Source organism: Rossellomorea sp. DA94 (assembly GCF_029834455.1).
Taxonomy (GTDB): Bacteria; Bacillota; Bacilli; order Bacillales; family Bacillaceae_B; genus Rossellomorea; species Rossellomorea vietnamensis.
The window spans coordinates 461,498-476,406 of record NZ_CP122397.1 but is presented as its reverse complement, the minus strand read 5'-3'; the positions used below and the strand labels follow the sequence as shown (position 1 = coordinate 476,406).

13 protein-coding genes are annotated in these 14,909 nt (G+C 47.8%); 1 reads left to right on the top strand and 12 read right to left on the bottom strand.

Annotated features, from left to right (window positions below):
- Nucleotides 1–48 precede the first annotated feature (48 nt).
- The 3 genes from P8596_RS02490 to P8596_RS02480 all read right to left on the bottom strand — a co-directional run bounded on the left by P8596_RS02490 (nucleotide 49) and on the right by P8596_RS02480 (nucleotide 3,751).
- Nucleotides 49–1,182 carry a DEAD/DEAH box helicase gene (locus P8596_RS02490; RefSeq protein ID WP_279725732.1) on the bottom strand — a complete coding sequence of 378 codons (1,134 nt, stop codon included), beginning with the start codon at nucleotides 1,180–1,182 and terminating at the stop codon, nucleotides 49–51.
- A gap of 15 nt (nucleotides 1,183–1,197) precedes the next feature.
- A complete protein-coding gene (locus P8596_RS02485) occupies nucleotides 1,198–2,514 on the bottom strand; it encodes an ATP-binding protein (RefSeq protein ID WP_279725731.1) in 1,317 nt (438 codons plus the stop codon).
- Nucleotides 2,515–2,578: 64 nt separating this feature from the next.
- Complete coding sequence (locus P8596_RS02480; RefSeq protein ID WP_279725730.1) at nucleotides 2,579–3,751, bottom strand: cation:proton antiporter; 1,173 nt, start codon at nucleotides 3,749–3,751, stop codon at nucleotides 2,579–2,581.
- 180 nt (nucleotides 3,752–3,931) lie between these two features.
- Between P8596_RS02480 and P8596_RS02475 the strand changes: the two genes are divergently transcribed.
- Nucleotides 3,932–4,237, top strand: coding sequence for an AbrB/MazE/SpoVT family DNA-binding domain-containing protein (locus P8596_RS02475; protein WP_229596063.1), 306 nt, complete (start codon nucleotides 3,932–3,934; stop codon nucleotides 4,235–4,237).
- A 26-nt stretch (nucleotides 4,238–4,263) separates the two neighbouring features.
- Here the strand turns inward: P8596_RS02475 and thrB are convergent, their stop codons facing one another.
- The 9 genes from thrB to ilvC form a co-directional block, all read right to left on the bottom strand.
- On the bottom strand, nucleotides 4,264–5,199 hold the full coding sequence (thrB, locus tag P8596_RS02470) for a homoserine kinase (protein ID WP_279725729.1): 936 nt from the start codon (nucleotides 5,197–5,199) through the stop codon (nucleotides 4,264–4,266).
- On the bottom strand, nucleotides 5,196–6,257 hold the full coding sequence (thrC, locus tag P8596_RS02465) for a threonine synthase (RefSeq protein WP_279725728.1): 1,062 nt from the start codon (nucleotides 6,255–6,257) through the stop codon (nucleotides 5,196–5,198). Before thrC ends, thrB begins: the two co-directional genes overlap by 4 nt.
- Nucleotides 6,254–7,552 (bottom strand): homoserine dehydrogenase, encoded by a 1,299-nt coding sequence (locus tag P8596_RS02460; RefSeq protein WP_224521496.1) that lies wholly within the window; start codon nucleotides 7,550–7,552, stop codon nucleotides 6,254–6,256. The genes thrC and P8596_RS02460 overlap by 4 nt, the downstream gene beginning before the upstream one ends.
- A gap of 466 nt (nucleotides 7,553–8,018) precedes the next feature.
- Nucleotides 8,019–9,002, bottom strand: coding sequence for a threonine ammonia-lyase (gene ilvA, locus P8596_RS02455; protein ID WP_279725727.1), 984 nt, complete (start codon nucleotides 9,000–9,002; stop codon nucleotides 8,019–8,021).
- A complete protein-coding gene (gene leuD / locus P8596_RS02450; protein WP_224521498.1) occupies nucleotides 9,002–9,607 on the bottom strand; it encodes a 3-isopropylmalate dehydratase small subunit in 606 nt (201 codons plus the stop codon). The genes ilvA and leuD overlap by 1 nt, the downstream gene beginning before the upstream one ends.
- A 12-nt stretch (nucleotides 9,608–9,619) precedes the next feature.
- Complete coding sequence (gene leuC, locus P8596_RS02445; protein WP_279725726.1) at nucleotides 9,620–11,035, bottom strand: 3-isopropylmalate dehydratase large subunit; 1,416 nt, start codon at nucleotides 11,033–11,035, stop codon at nucleotides 9,620–9,622.
- A 102-nt stretch (nucleotides 11,036–11,137) separates the two neighbouring features.
- Nucleotides 11,138–12,250, bottom strand: a complete 1,113-nt coding sequence (gene leuB, locus P8596_RS02440) for a 3-isopropylmalate dehydrogenase (RefSeq protein ID WP_079530756.1) — start codon at nucleotides 12,248–12,250, stop codon at nucleotides 11,138–11,140.
- Nucleotides 12,251–12,310: 60 nt separating this feature from the next.
- Nucleotides 12,311–13,861, bottom strand: coding sequence for a 2-isopropylmalate synthase (locus tag P8596_RS02435; protein WP_061810024.1), 1,551 nt, complete (start codon nucleotides 13,859–13,861; stop codon nucleotides 12,311–12,313).
- On the bottom strand, nucleotides 13,848–14,879 hold the full coding sequence (gene ilvC / locus P8596_RS02430) for a ketol-acid reductoisomerase (RefSeq protein WP_034761041.1): 1,032 nt from the start codon (nucleotides 14,877–14,879) through the stop codon (nucleotides 13,848–13,850). The genes P8596_RS02435 and ilvC overlap by 14 nt, the downstream gene beginning before the upstream one ends.
- Between the last annotated feature and the right edge of the window lie 30 nt (nucleotides 14,880–14,909).

Here is a 14,909-nt window from a genome sequence, read left to right as displayed (position 1 = left end):
TAACGAAAAAGAGGTCCGTCCCTCATATCCGGGGACGGACCTCTTTTTTTATTTTGTTTCCGGTTGTTGCAGTCCGCCGCCGCGGATGGTCTTTTCCTGGAATGGCAGGTTGAGTTCTTTGCTTAGCTTTTCAAGGAAGCTCAGTTCACGCTTGGATACGAGGCAGATGACGGTACCTTCTGCACCCATGCGGCCGGTTCTTCCTGAACGGTGAATGTACTGCTTTGTGTCGCTCGGGAAATCGAAATGGATCACGTGTGTGACATCGGTGATATCGAGCCCTCGTGCCGCGACATCGGTTGTCAGAAGCATGGACACCTTCCCTGAGCGGAAACGATCCAGGGATTGCTTGCGCTCCATCTTGTTCGATTCTCCTGCTAAGACTTCGAGCTCGACTCCCTTATATTTAAGCTTCTCTTCCATTTCAGAGAGTCTCTCCAGTTGATTGAAGAATACAAGTGCCTTAATTCCTTTGAAGTAAGAGATACTCCTGAGGGCTTCCACCTTATCCCGCAATTCACTATATACAAAGACATGGTCGACTTTCGGATTATCAAGGTTGGCTTCCATTTTGACAATTTCATGGTTCTGTAAGAGAGATTCGGCTACTTGTTCCGTTTCATCTGATAAAGTTGCTGAGAAGAAAAGCACCTGACGTTCTTTCAAAGTTGATTTGATGATATCCTTCACTTCCCGGATATGCTCTGATGAAATCATTAAGTCAAACTCATCGACGACGATGGTTTTCACTTCATGCATCTTCAGTTTTTTCATTTTCATCAATTCGATCAGGCGACCCGTTGTTCCGACAACGATATGAGGCTTTTTCTTCAGCTTCTCGACTTGTTTCTTGACGTTCGCACCACCGATGAAGGCAGCACTCTTAATGTCCGTCCCCTTAGCCCATTTCTGGATTTCCTGGTGGATCTGCATGACCAGCTCTCTTGATGGTGCAAGGATGACTGCCTGTGCCTGTTTTCTTGATGGATCGATGGCCTGGATGATCGGGAGTAAATAAGCCAGGGTTTTCCCCGTCCCCGTTGGTGATTCACACACAACGTCCTTCCCTTCCATGATAAGGGGCACGACTTTTTCCTGTACGGGAGTGAATGCAGTAAACCCTGCTTCTTCCCAGTTTTTTTGTAGTATTGGCGAATGGATGATGCTTGAGATTGAATTCATTCGTTTCGTCCTTTCTTAATCGGTAAAGGCAGAAGGCTCTTCCTCAATGGGTAAGCTGATTTCCACTGCCGTCCCTATTTCTTTATCACTTTGAAAGTGTATATGTCCTTTATGACGCTGGATGATTTTCTTGCATACGGCGAGACCGAGGCCCGTACCTTTTTCTTTCGTCGAGTAAAACGGTTCCCCCAGATGTTCGATTCTTCCAGGCTCCATGCCGACTCCATTATCCTTCACGATTACCAAGGCGTCTGTCCCCTGCTCTTCCAATGTGATCGAGACCTTCCCATCCCTGGATGGGGGGATGGCTTCCACGGCATTCTTTATGATATTGATGAAAACCTGTTTAAGCTGATTGGACTCTCCCGACACATACAAAGGTTTTTCAGACAGATTCTCATATGTTATGGAAACATTATCAAAATTAGCCTGTGCTTCCATCAGGACGAGGACCTGTTGGAGGATCTCATTTATTCTTTCAGGACGAAAGTGAGTTTCCTGTTGTTTCCCAAGGATCAGCATCTCACCTGAGATCAAATCAATTCGATCCACTTCAGAAAGCATAATGTCCAAATGATCGTGGTTAATGGTATTGGTCGTTTGCATAAGTTGGATAAATCCCTTGAGAGATGTGAGCGGGTTGCGTATTTCATGGGCAACGGCAGCTGCTAACTGACCTATGACGGAAAGCTTTTCCGATGCGACGACCATTTCTTCGTTTTCCCGATTGGATGTGATATCCCTTGCGATGGCGAACATTCCTGTCACCTCACGATTAATGATAATCGGAACGAGGGAGCACCTGAGGATCTTTCCTTTATTATCGCCGATATGGATCTTCGTTTCAAAGGTGGATGCGAGGCCTTTGAACGTAGCAAAAAAGTAGTCTGTCACCCGCTTCATTTCTTCTTCATCCAGGAACTTACTGAATTTCACTTCTTTTAACTCTTCTTGAGTGAATTCAAGTAATACCTCGGCTTCTGCGTTGACAGATATGACATGTCCATCTAAGCTCAGCTCCAAGACGGCGTCGGGATTCTGCTCGAACAACGAATGATAATGCTGATTTCTTATCTGAAGCTGTTTCTCTTTTTTCGATAGTTTATCGTTTGAGAGAATCAGCTCATTGGTCCTGCGGTAGATCAGGAAAAAAATGATGATACCTGTGACAAATGTAAATAGCCAGCCCTTATAGCGCTGAAAATAAATATACATACTAAGCTTCTCATGTGCGATGATCATGGAAACATAATCTGAAAACACAATCCATAATGCGCCTAACAATACATAGGTGACGGATATCTTCAAGGCAATATCTTTAGCTTGTTTCATGATGTGACATTCACCTAAATTCCAATAGTCTTTCTCCTATGGTTTCTCAGTTCTTATCCATTTATCAAAAATCTTCCCCCTTATTCTCTCCTTCCAGGAACAATGTAGATAAGGGGTAGATTCCCACGCTTTGTATCAGGAGTGAAAGCATGATGACTCCGAAAGTTAAGGAGTGCAGAAGAAAGGGGCCTTGATCATCTAAACCTAATAATAAAGCAACAGACATTGTTCCTTTAATTCCAGACCAGGTTAAGATGGATACTTCCTTCCATCCATACGTCATCCTCCATGTTTCTTTCATTTTTACAACACCAATAATAATAACATAGCGAACGAATAATGAGAGAACAAAAAGGAAGAAGATCCAGCCGGTTAAAGAGAAAGATAAATACCGTGTCGTCTGGATTCCGATCAATAAGAATAAAAAGGTAAGAATGGTCGGTTCAATAACGGTCCAGAATCCATCCAGGTCCTGCCTGAAGTGATTTTCCTTTATTGTTTTTCCATATTCATAGGAAAGCATGATTCCTGAGGATACTGTTGCAAGGACGCCTGAGACACCCAACTCTTCCCCCACATAAAAGGTTCCGTATGCAAGGATGATACTCAGCATGATCTGATATCGCGAATCTGTCGTGAAGTGGATCGCTTTACTCGCCATCCATCCAAGCGTCACACCCAATACGATCCCTCCCAGAGAAACCAACAGGAATTCTCCCATGAAAGAAGAAACGGAAAACGTTTCCCCTCCAAAGTAAATTCCGGCCACAACAGTAAAGAGAACAATACTTGTGCCGTCATTGATCATCGATTCCCCCTCCACTACATCGGCTATGTCGTCTCTGTTTGAAGACTCTTTCAATACCGATACCACTGAGACCGGATCTGTCGGTGTTAAGATCGCAGAAATCAGTAAAGCTTCTCCATAGGTCATAGGGATCCATGGGTGCAAACCGTAATACGTAAGGAGACTCATCAATAATGTAGTGATGACAATACCAATCGTACTTAGGAGAGTGATGATTCCAGCATGTTTCTTTAAAGCCTTTGCGGGAAATTGATAAGCGGATATAAATAAAAGTGCCGGCAGAAACCACTGGAATATAATATCCTTCGTCAGGGTGACATCAGAAAACGCGGGAATAAACGAAAGACCTATTCCAATCAGAAGCAAAACAACCGGAACAGGAATGTTCTTCTTCTTTTTATCAAAGGTAAAGACACTATAACCAATCATAAGCAGGATTAAAATATGTATAGGTTCGATGATTCACACCTCCAGTTACAAGATTATTTCCACTCATTATATTTTACTAAACTTAACATCCATCCTTTTTCCTAATTTTTCAAATTGGTGTTTATTTTTCTTTAGGGAGGTAAAAAGAGAACAATATGATAGTGAAGGCAGGTGATACGAATGTTAAGTATGATGTATGGGAGTAAACCTTTCAGTAAAAGCGGTACAATCACTCTCCCCCATAAATGGAGGGAGAAGTTTGGACTGTTGCCGGGAAAACTTGCAGAGCTCGTCTATCAAAACAATTGCCTCTATATTAAGCAGGCCACGCGGGACTCCACCCATAACAAACGCTACATCTCAGAAAAAGGAACGGTCCACATCCCGAAGGAACTCCGGGAAGAAATGGGCATGACGTATCCATCCTCCTACTGCTTGCACGTCAACGAAAAAGACAACTGTTTTATGATCACAACGGAGAAATAATAAAATGAGGTCCGTCCCTCGCTGCTTTAAAGCGATGAGGGACGGACCTTTGGTTGTTGGGTGGTGATGCTGCTTCCCGTGTCGGAGATGGATAGTTTGCGGACCTCCATGGTCGGGAAGGATTGTTCGAGCTGGCGGAAGAGCCATTCACTTGCTTCCCGTTCCACAAAGCAGGCAACCGTTGGGCCGGCCCCGCTTAAAGCGACGCCGAAAGCACCGAATCGATCCGCCACTTTTTCAACGGCATCGTAATGGGGTAGAAGCTTTCTCCGGTGAGGCTGATGATAACGATCCCGTTTCATCATCTTCCCGACCATTTCCCAATCACCGGTCAGGAACGCCGCCACTAAAACATTGGATACCGCTCCAGCACTAACGGATTCTGCAAATGATAGAGATGCCGGGAGGACATTTCTCGAATCCGACGTTTTCAGCTCCACTTTCGGAATGACACATACAACATCGATTGGAAGGTCAGGCACTGAGATCAGGTTAACACCCTTTTCATCTTGACAACTGACGACAAACCCTCCGTAGAGCGATGCCCCGACGTTATCGGGATGACCTTCGAAACGATTGGCCAGAACCAGCTTCTTTTCCTGTGTCAAGTTGAGGTCGCATAAAGCATTGGCGAGTTCGACCCCTGCCACGACAGCCGCGGCACTGGATCCGAGACCCCTGGTTAATGGGATATCACTTGATACATATAAATGACATGGAGAAGGCTTCCTTCCATATTCACCCGCCACTTCCTTGACGACTTCTACGATGAAATGCGACTCATCTTCAGGAAATACCTCCAGGGCAGGTGACAAAGGTATCACCTGCCAGTCATCTGATTCATGTGCCTCGACGGTTAAAAAGACATCCAAAGCCAAACCGAGTGAGTCAAATCCTGCTCCTAAATTAGCTGTGCTTCCCGGGACGATGATTTTCCACGAGCGCGGTTCCCGGCCCTTCATACCCCGATCGTTCCCTTGATATAGTCCTTCACCAGTTCACGATCATTTGGCAGCTTCACCGGTGTCACCGGGCTGCACTCCATGGCCGTAACCGGATCTTTCAATCCATTCCCCGTCAATACCGCGACAACCTTCGCCCCTGGTTCAAGGAGCCCTTTTTCCAATGACTTCTTGATCCCTGCGATGGAAGCACAGGAAGCCGGTTCCGCGAAGATCCCTTCTTTCCTTGCCATCAGCTGATAGGCTTCCAGGATTTCTTCATCCGTCACTTCATCAATATGTCCGTTGGATTCCTTCAGTGCGTCGACAGCCAATGTCCAGCTCGCCGGGTTCCCGATGCGGATGGCAGTGGCAATCGTTTCGGGCTGGGGAAACACGCGGTCGTGGACAAGGGCTGCTGCCCCCGATGCCTCAAAGCCGAACATGCGGGGAAGCGATGAAGCGCTGCGAACTGAATATTCCTTGAATCCTTTCCAGTATGCTGAAATATTTCCTGCATTCCCGACAGGTATCGCGAGCACATCCGGGGCTTCCCCTAATCCTTCGATGACTTCGAAGGCCGCCGTTTTCTGTCCTTCCAGTCGATATGGATTCACCGAATTCACAAGCGTGACGGATTCCGTTTTACTCAGCTCCCGGACAATCTCGAGGGCTTCATCGAAATTCCCTTCGATTGAAATGATTTCGGCCCCGTACATAACGGCCTGAGCCAATTTCCCTTGGGCGATTTTCCCCTCCGGAATGACGACGATGCATTTGATCCCCGCCCGTGCCGCATAAGCTGCAGCTGAAGCAGAAGTATTGCCTGTCGAAGCGCAAATGACCGTCGTGCTGCCTGATTCCACCGCTTTCGCAACGGCCAGGACCATCCCCCGGTCCTTAAAGGAGCCTGTCGGGTTCGCCCCCTCAACCTTTGCATAAAGCTCGATGCCCCACTCCTCGGACAACGACTTCAACTCGATCAATGGTGTGTTTCCTTCGTTCAAGCTTAAAAGGGGAGTATCTGCATTTAATGGAAGCTGTTCTCCGTACTCTTCCAGTAGTCCTTTCCATTTCATCCTTTTTCTCCTCCTTCTACGCGGTATGAGCTTTCGATCGAATGAACCGCTTCATAATCCTTCAGCTCCATGAGGATGTCTTCGTAATGCTCCAGGGATGCCTTATGAGTCACCAGGACGATTTCAGCAAACTCATCACTGTCCAGGGGATTCTGGAGTATTTTCTCGAAACTGACTCCGTGATTTGAAAAGATGGACGTCAGTTTGGCCAATACGCCCACTTCATCACGAACATGCAGCCGCAAGAAATATTTTGAATGAATTTCATCAGGTTCTTTTAGTTTCTTCGGGAACTGTGGATTCACGGCACTCTTCCCATTCACACCCAGTCTCATATTCTTCATGATTCCCACCATATCGGATACGACAGCAGTCGCTGTAGGAAGACTCCCTGCACCCGGACCGTAAAACATCGTTTCTCCCACTGCTTCGCCGTACACGTACACGGCGTTATATTCATCATGTACAGACGCGAGGGGGTGTTCATTTTGGAGCAGGGTCGGCTCCACGCTTACCTCGACCTTTTCCCCTTCCCGGTGGGCGTAACCGATGAGCTTCATCGTGTAACCGAATTGATCGGCATATTGGATGTCATCTCCCGTTACTTCCGTGATGCCCTTCACTTTCACATCCGCCAGGTCCACATTCATGGAGAACCCCAGAGTGGACAGGATCGCCATCTTCCTTGCCGCATCCAATCCACCGACATCTGCCGTCGGATCCGATTCAGCATAGCCGAGATCCTGGGCCTCTTTTAGAACATCATCGAAGGTCCGTCCCTCTTTCGTCATCTTTGTCAAAATGAAATTCGTTGTCCCGTTGACGATTCCCATCATTTTCGTGATGCGGTCCGAAGCAAGGCCGTCTACTAAACTTCTTAAAATCGGGATGCCTCCTGCGACGCTTGCTTCGTAGAATAAGTCACAGCCATTTTCCGAGGCCGCTCTTAATAATTCAGGTCCATGGAGGGCCATGAGATCTTTGTTTGCCGTGACGACATGCTTACCTTCGTTTAATGCATGCAGGAGATGCTCCTTCGTTGCTTCGATTCCACCCATGACCTCGACCACAATATCAATTTCAGGGTCAAACAGGACTTCCTCAGGATTCAAGGTCAATATGCTGTTTTCGATATCCAGTCCCCTGTCTTTCTCTAAATCCTGAACGAGGGCTTTTTTCACCGTCACCGGGCAGCCGATCTGATGAGATAATTTATCCTGATGATTCTCTACTATCTTCACCACTCCGGCTCCCACCGTTCCGAGTCCTAAAAGTCCGATTGAAATTGATTCCATAAGCCGAAAACCTCCATTTGTTTATTTCTGGTGTACATTTGTATTTGTATAGTGGACATTATAGTTGAAAATATTACCTTTTACAATAGGTTTTTGCGTATTTTCAGAATGTAAGAGCTTACAAGTTTAATTGATAATAATCGTTTTAGTTATCTCCACGAAAAATCATGCTGGATTTGTACTTTTCAAGGATCACCTATGATTTATTGATCTTTTTTTGAGGTTATTGCAGTACATTCTCCATTCCCCGTGGCACTCCCTATCCCCAACTTGTAGATAATTGCGTCATTTTAGTGATCAATTGCGTCATTATTATGTTTATTGCGTCATTTTCTCGATAATTGCGTCATTCCACATAGTAATTGCGCCTTTTACCATTTATAGGAATATCACCGAAACCCTGTACAAAACGGTAAAAACAGAGGACCGCTCCCAACTACTCACGCAGTCAAGAGCCGTCCCATCTTTACACAATATGATGCAGCTGTCTTGCCATTTTGGATAAATCCCGATATACAGGGATTTTACTCGGATCGGCGTTCCCGCCGCTGATGACGCAGCCTACCTTCTTCCCCTGCACCTTGACTTTTTGACACATGGCTGCCGCCAAGGATGCGGCTCCCGCTCCTTCGACCAGGGTTTTCTCCCGTTGAAGCATGAACATGATGCTATAGGAGATTTCTTCATCGGTCACGGTGACCATGTCGTCCACATACTTCCGGATGATCGGAAACGTGAGCTCTCCAGGCTTCTTGACGAGGATCCCGTCCGCAATGGTATGAACATGCTCAAGGGAACCTTTATTGCTTCCTGTAAAAAAATTATACGTAGCCGGCGCCCCCAAAGCTTGCACGCCGACAATCTGTACCCGGGGATTAAAGGCTTTCACGGCCAGTGCCATCCCTGCGAGCAAGCCCCCTCCACCGACGGGGACGAGAATCATGTCTAAATCACTGAGCTGTTGAAGCATTTCCAGTGCGACTGTCCCTTGTCCAGCCATCACTTTATGATCATCAAATGCATGAACATACGTCGAACCTTTTTTGATTTTCTCCTCAAGTGCTGCCCCGTAGGCTTCCTGATAGGTGTCTCCAGTCAAAACGATTTCAGCTCCGTAATGTTTCGTTGCCGCAACTTTAGTAGAAGGCGTCCGCTTTGGCATGAAGATTGTTGAAGGGACCCCTCGCTTGGAGGCAGCCAGCGCCACCCCTTGGGCATGATTACCTGCCGACGCGGCAATGATCCCTCTCCCTGCTTCTTCTTCAGACAATGACATGATTTTATTCATGGCGCCCCTCACTTTGAAGGAACCCGTCCGCTGCAGGTTCTCCATTTTCAAATAGACTTCTCCACCAGTGAACGCATTCAGCGTCGATGATTGCTTTAACGGTGTTCGATGCACCTGATGACTGATTCTTTCCATTGCTTCTACCACTTCAGTGTTATCCATTAAATTCCCAAGTCACTCACCTCATATTTTTTTTCGTAGTCTTCGATATGTTTACCGTAATGCAACGTTAAATCGATTTCATCCAGACCCTTCAGAAGCATCGTCTTCCAATAAGGATCAATGTCAAAGGAGACACGCAGCCCTTCAGAATCACAGATGGTCTGGTGCTCAAGGGACACTTCGATTTTATATAAATCAACTTGACTCTCATTCTTCATGAGGCTATCGACTGTTTTATCATCCAACTGAATCGGCAGGATCCCATTCTTTAAACAATTGTTATAAAAAATGTCTGCGAAGCTCTTCGCGATGATCACCTGAAATCCATAGTCCTGAAGGGCCCAGGGTGCATGTTCCCGTGAAGACCCGCATCCGAAATTCTTTCCGCCGAGAAGAATCTCGGAATCCCGGTATTTAGGGGTATCCAATGAGAAGTCATGTCTCAGGGACTTCCCATCGTCTTCAAACCGCCAATGATAAAATAAGAACTGACCGAAGCCTTTACGCTCGATCCTTTTCAAGAATTGTTTCGGTATGATTTGATCCGTATCTACGTTGTCCCTCCTGAGAGGAAATACATTTGCTTCTACATGATTGATTGCCACCCTTTTCACCTCCTATGAAATCGGCATTTTTTCAAGCTTTCGTACGTCGGTCAATTTCCCTGTGATGGCCGCAGCTGCTGCCATGGAAGGACTGAGAAGATGGGTTCTTGAACCATTACCCTGCCTGCCTTCAAAGTTCCGGTTAGAAGTGGACGCACAGCGTTTGCCTGGTGGGACGATGTCGTCATTCATGGCGAGACACATGCTGCAGCCCGCTTCCCTCCATTCAAAACCAGCTTCTGTAAAGATCGTATCCAAGCCTTCCTCTTCTGCCTTTTTCTTCACTTTAAACGAACCAGGAACAACCAATGCGGTGACGCCCTGCTTAACACTGTGCCCTTTCACCACTTCAGCCGCCGACCTCAAGTCACTCAAGCGTGAATTCGTACAAGAACCGATAAATACATAATCAACTTCTATGTCCTCGATTCTCATTCCGGCGTCAAGCCCCATATAATGAAGCGCCCGTTCAACCCCTTCCCTTTCAGAAGGGTCCCCGTACTCATCCGGATGAGGGACGGACCTTGAAATCCCGGCACCCATCCCCGGGTTCGTCCCCCATGTCACATGAGGTTCAATCTCTTCACCCCTCACCTCGATTTTGTGATCATAGGTGGCATCTCGATCGCTTGTCAGGGATTGCCACTCTTCCTTGCACTGTTGGAATGATTTGTTCTTGGGAAGGTATTCCCTGCCCTCTAAATAGTCAAAGGTCGTTTCGTCGGGACTGATCAATCCGGCTTTCGCACCTGCTTCAATGCTCATATTACAAACGGTCATTCTTTCTTCCATGGACAGATTGCGAATCACGTCTCCCGTGAATTCGATGACATACCCGGTGCCGAAACCGACTCCATAGGTGGAAATGATGTTCAGGATCACGTCTTTTGCCGTGACACCGAATCCGAGTTCCCCGGAGACTTCGACTTGAAGGGTCCGGGGCTTCGATTGCCACAATGTCTGGGTCGCCAGTACATGCTCCACCTCACTCGTCCCGATCCCAAAGGCCAGTGCTCCGAACGCTCCATGGGTTGAAGTATGGCTGTCTCCGCACACGATCGTTTTCCCCGGTTGGGTCAGACCCAGTTCAGGACCGATGACGTGGACGATTCCTTGATCGGGATGATGGATGTCTGCCAGGGTGACACCGAATTCTGCACAGTTTTTCTTCAACGTCTCCATTTGCAGTCGGGCGATCTCATCCCTGACAATGTGACGCTCTCTTGTCGGAACGTTGTGGTCCATGGTCGCGTACGTCAGGTCCGGTCTCCGCAGCTTGCGATCTTTCAGGCGCAACCCCTCGAATGCCTGGGGGGACGTTACTTCATGTACAAGGTGAAGATCGATATACAATAAATCCGGCTTGCCCTTTTCCCTGTGTACGATGTGTTTTTCCCAAATTTTTTCGATGATATTTTTCCCTGCCATGAACTCCCTCCTGGTTTGGTCAGATTTTTTTTAATGAAGACTGTTTTGGTGGAGAGAGTGACCGTTGATTTTCGCTCCGGTCACCCCCTCCATAAATTTTTATTACAAGTACGCTGCCAGGATGGAAGACAGGGCATGATCTGCTTCCAGACGCTCTACGACCAGCTGACTCATGGCACCCGTTCCGACGACGGTACCGCGTCCCATCGTCCAAAGGTCTCCTGTCCGGTAACCTGCATTCAGGACTTCCTGGACCCCCATTTCGATCATTTCCGCTTCTTCTTTCAAGCCGAAGGAATGACGAAGCATCATGGCAACCGATAGAATCATAGCCAGTGGATTGGCTTTTCCTTTTCCGGCGATATCAGGGGCGGATCCGTGAACCGGTTCGTAAAGGCCGAATGAGTCCCCTCTTAAACTGGCGGAAGGAAGCATTCCAAGTGAGCCTGTGATCATGGAGGCTTCGTCGCTCAGGATGTCACCGAACATGTTCTCGGTCACGAGCACGTCGAATTGTTTCGGCTGATACATCAGCTTCATGGCTGCAACATCCACAAGCATGTGTTCGACTTCTACATCCGGATATTCACCGGCCACTTCGTTCACGACTTCACGCCACATTCGACTGGTTTCCAGAACGTTTGCCTTGTCGACCGACGTTAATTTTTTCTTGCGTTTCTGAGCCAGCTTGAATGCTTTATGGACGATCCGTTCAATTTCACTTTTTTCATAAACCAGGGTGTCAACGGCCACTTCATCCCGCTTCCCCTGGCGGCCGGACGGCTGACCGAAATACAATCCACCCGTCAGCTCCCTGACAATCACCAAATCTACTTCTTCCACAATCTCCCGTTTAAGCGGGGATGCCCCCAGTAAACTTTCAAATGCCTTCACCGGGCGCAGATTCGCGAAAAGGTCGAACTCTTTTCGGATGGCCAGGAGCCCTTTTTCAGGACGGATTTCTTTCGGCAAGTGCTCCCATTTCGGTCCTCCGACTGCCCCTAATAGGACGGCATCGCTCTCTTTACAAAGCTTGATCGTTTCAGGAGGTAACGGTGTACCGAAGCGATCAACGGCCGATCCCCCGATGAATCCTTTCTCGACTTCGAATTCATGACCGAACCAATCACCCACTGCCTTCAGTACTTCTAATGCCCCGTCCATAATCTCTTGACCGATACCGTCTCCTGGTAGTACAGCGATTTTTCTCTTCATTAGAATTACCTCCTGATTTTTTGGTTTATGAGGAGCCTTATAATTCAAGGCTCCTGTGGTTTATAAGCTGGCTTGCACCGCTTCTTTCCCTCTTGAGTGTGATCGCTGTGCCGACCGGTTCACAGCATTTAGATACGCGCGGGCTGATGCTTCCAATACATCCTGAGCGGTTCCGCGTCCGCTTGTATTTTCACCGTCATACTCCAGTCGGACATACACTTCGGCGAGTGCATCACGGCCGCCGCCCACTGAGTTGATTTTGTAATCCAATAGCTTTGACTTACCCGGAAGGATTTTTTCGATGGTATTGTAGATGGCTTCCACGCTTCCGGATCCGGTTGAAGCAAGGCGGGTGACGTTTCCGTCTTCAAACTTCAATTCGATCGTAGCCGTCGGGATATTGTCCATCCCATATTGAACCTGCATTCTTTCCAGTGTGAATCCGACACCTTCAGTCATTTCCGTCTGTTTATTCGTCAGGATGCTGAAGAGGTCTTCATCGACGATTTCCTTCTTCTTATCCGCAAGATCTTTAAAGGTGTGGAACGCTTCGTTCAACTTTTCATCCGTTAAGTCAAAGCCCAGCTCGACGGCTTTATTTTTGAATGCGTGACGTCCTGAATGTTTTCCAAGAACGAGACGGTTGGAATTCACTCCGATCAGTTCCGGTGTGATAATTTCGTACGTTGTTTTCTCTTTCAATACGCCATCCTGATGGATGCCTGACTCATGGGCGAAGGCATTATCCCCTACAACCGCTTTGTTAGCCGGTACCCTCATCCCCGTCAGCTTACTGACAAGAGAGCTTGTTTTCTTGATTTCATCCAGCTTCAGTCTGGTCGTCGCCCCGTAGAAATCTTCACGGATGCGTAGGGCAACAGCGACTTCCTCCAAGGCTGCATTCCCAGCACGTTCACCGATTCCATTGATGGTTCCCTCAATTTGGTCGGCTCCGTTTTCAATGGCTGCAAGGGAATTGGCCGTCGCCATCCCCAGGTCATCATGGCAGTGTGCCGATAGCTTTACCCCGCCGATATTCGGTACGTTTTCTCTTACGTACCGAAACAGTTCACCGTATTTATGTGGGGTGATATACCCCACCGTATCGGGAAGATTGATGACGGAAGCTCCGGCATCAATAACCCTCTCCATGATCTTCACTAAAAAGTTGAGATCTGATCTGCAAGCATCTTCCGCCGACCACTGAACGACCGGGAAAAATTTCTTCGCGTACTGAACCGCCTGCACGGCTGTATCGATGACCTGATCCGGTGTCATCTTCAGCTTATGGGTCATGTGAATCGGGGAGGTTGCAAGGAAGACATGCAGCCTTGGTTCCGCCGTTCCTTTAAGGGATTCCCATACCGCATCGATGTCCCGCTGCTGTGCCCGCGCAAGTCCCGTTACCGAGCTGTTCTTGATCGTGGAACCGATCCGCTGCACGGCATCGAAGTCCCCTTTTGAAGCTGCAGGAAATCCAGCTTCAATGACGTCCACCCCGAGTCTCTCCAGCTGCTTCGCTACCTCGATTTTCTCAATCGTATTCAGATTTACGCCCGCTGACTGTTCTCCGTCCCGTAGAGTCGTGTCAAAGATCTCAATGGTTCGCACTCGCTACCACTTCCTTTTCTTTAGTAGAAGGTTTCTGTACAAATGGCATCATTTTACGAAGCTCCCTGCCAACGACTTCGATCGGGTGCTGACTTTCACGCTGATTGATGGCGTTGAATTCCGGACGGTTCGCCTGGTTCTCCAGGATCCATCCCTTCGCAAATTTTCCTGTTTGGATATCCGCCAGTACTTCCTTCATGCGGGCTTTTGTTTCCTCATTCACTACCCTTGGACCTGAAACGAAATCTCCCCATTGAGCCGTATCTGAGATTGAATAGCGCATTCCTTCCAATCCCTGTTCATACATCAAATCAACGATCAGCTTCAATTCGTGTAAACACTCGAAATAGGCGACTTCTTTTTGATAACCGGCTTCGACCAGTGTTTCAAATCCTGCTTTCACAAGGGATGTCACCCCTCCGCAAAGGACTGCCTGTTCCCCGAAGAGATCGGTTTCTGTTTCTTCCTGGAAGGATGTTTCCAAGATTCCTGCACGTCCTGCGCCGACACCTTTGGCATACGCCAGGGCCAGTTCTGCGGCTTGACCTGAAGCGTCTTGATAAACCCCGAAGAGTGCAGGTACCCCGGCTCCTTCTTCAAAGGTCCTTCTTACAAGATGTCCGGGTCCTTTAGGGGCAACAAGGAAGACATCCACATCTTCCGGAGGAACGACCTGATGGAAATGGATATTGAATCCGTGTGCAAATGCGAGTGCTTTACCTGATGACAGGGCGGGCTTGATTTCTGCTTCATATACTTTCGGCTGATGCTCATCCGGCAGGAGAACCATGATGACATCCGCCTGTTCGCTCGCTTCCCTAACGGAGTAGACATCGAATCCGTCCTTTTCCGCCTGGTCCCACGACTTTCCTTTCCGCAATCCCACTACAACATCAAATCCGCTTTCCTTCAGATTTTGAGCATGTGCGTGACCCTGTGAGCCATAACCGACAACCGCTACTTTCTTCCCTTTCAAAACCTCTTCATTCACATCTCCGTTATAATAGACCTTTACCATTTCCCTCATCCTCTCCATTTTTTTGAATAA

Bases quoted from the DNA above. Each gene is read 5' to 3' on its own strand.
- P8596_RS02490 (WP_279725732.1), bottom strand. From the start codon at position 1,182: ATGAATTCAATCTCAAGCATCATCCATTCGCCAATACTACAAAAAAAC.
- P8596_RS02485 (WP_279725731.1), bottom strand. From the start codon at position 2,514: ATGAAACAAGCTAAAGATATTGCCTTGAAGATATCCGTCACCTATGTA.
- P8596_RS02480 (WP_279725730.1), bottom strand. From the start codon at position 3,751: ATGATTGGTTATAGTGTCTTTACCTTTGATAAAAAGAAGAAGAACATT.
- P8596_RS02475 (WP_229596063.1), top strand. From the start codon at position 3,932: ATGTTAAGTATGATGTATGGGAGTAAACCTTTCAGTAAAAGCGGTACA.
- thrB (WP_279725729.1), bottom strand. From the start codon at position 5,199: ATGAAGGGCCGGGAACCGCGCTCGTGGAAAATCATCGTCCCGGGAAGC.
- thrC (WP_279725728.1), bottom strand. From the start codon at position 6,257: ATGAAATGGAAAGGACTACTGGAAGAGTACGGAGAACAGCTTCCATTA.
- P8596_RS02460 (WP_224521496.1), bottom strand. From the start codon at position 7,552: ATGGAATCAATTTCAATCGGACTTTTAGGACTCGGAACGGTGGGAGCC.
- ilvA (WP_279725727.1), bottom strand. From the start codon at position 9,002: ATGGATAACACTGAAGTGGTAGAAGCAATGGAAAGAATCAGTCATCAG.
- leuC (WP_279725726.1), bottom strand. From the start codon at position 11,035: ATGGCAGGGAAAAATATCATCGAAAAAATTTGGGAAAAACACATCGTA.
- leuB (WP_079530756.1), bottom strand. From the start codon at position 12,250: ATGAAGAGAAAAATCGCTGTACTACCAGGAGACGGTATCGGTCAAGAG.
- ilvC (WP_034761041.1), bottom strand. From the start codon at position 14,879: ATGGTAAAGGTCTATTATAACGGAGATGTGAATGAAGAGGTTTTGAAA.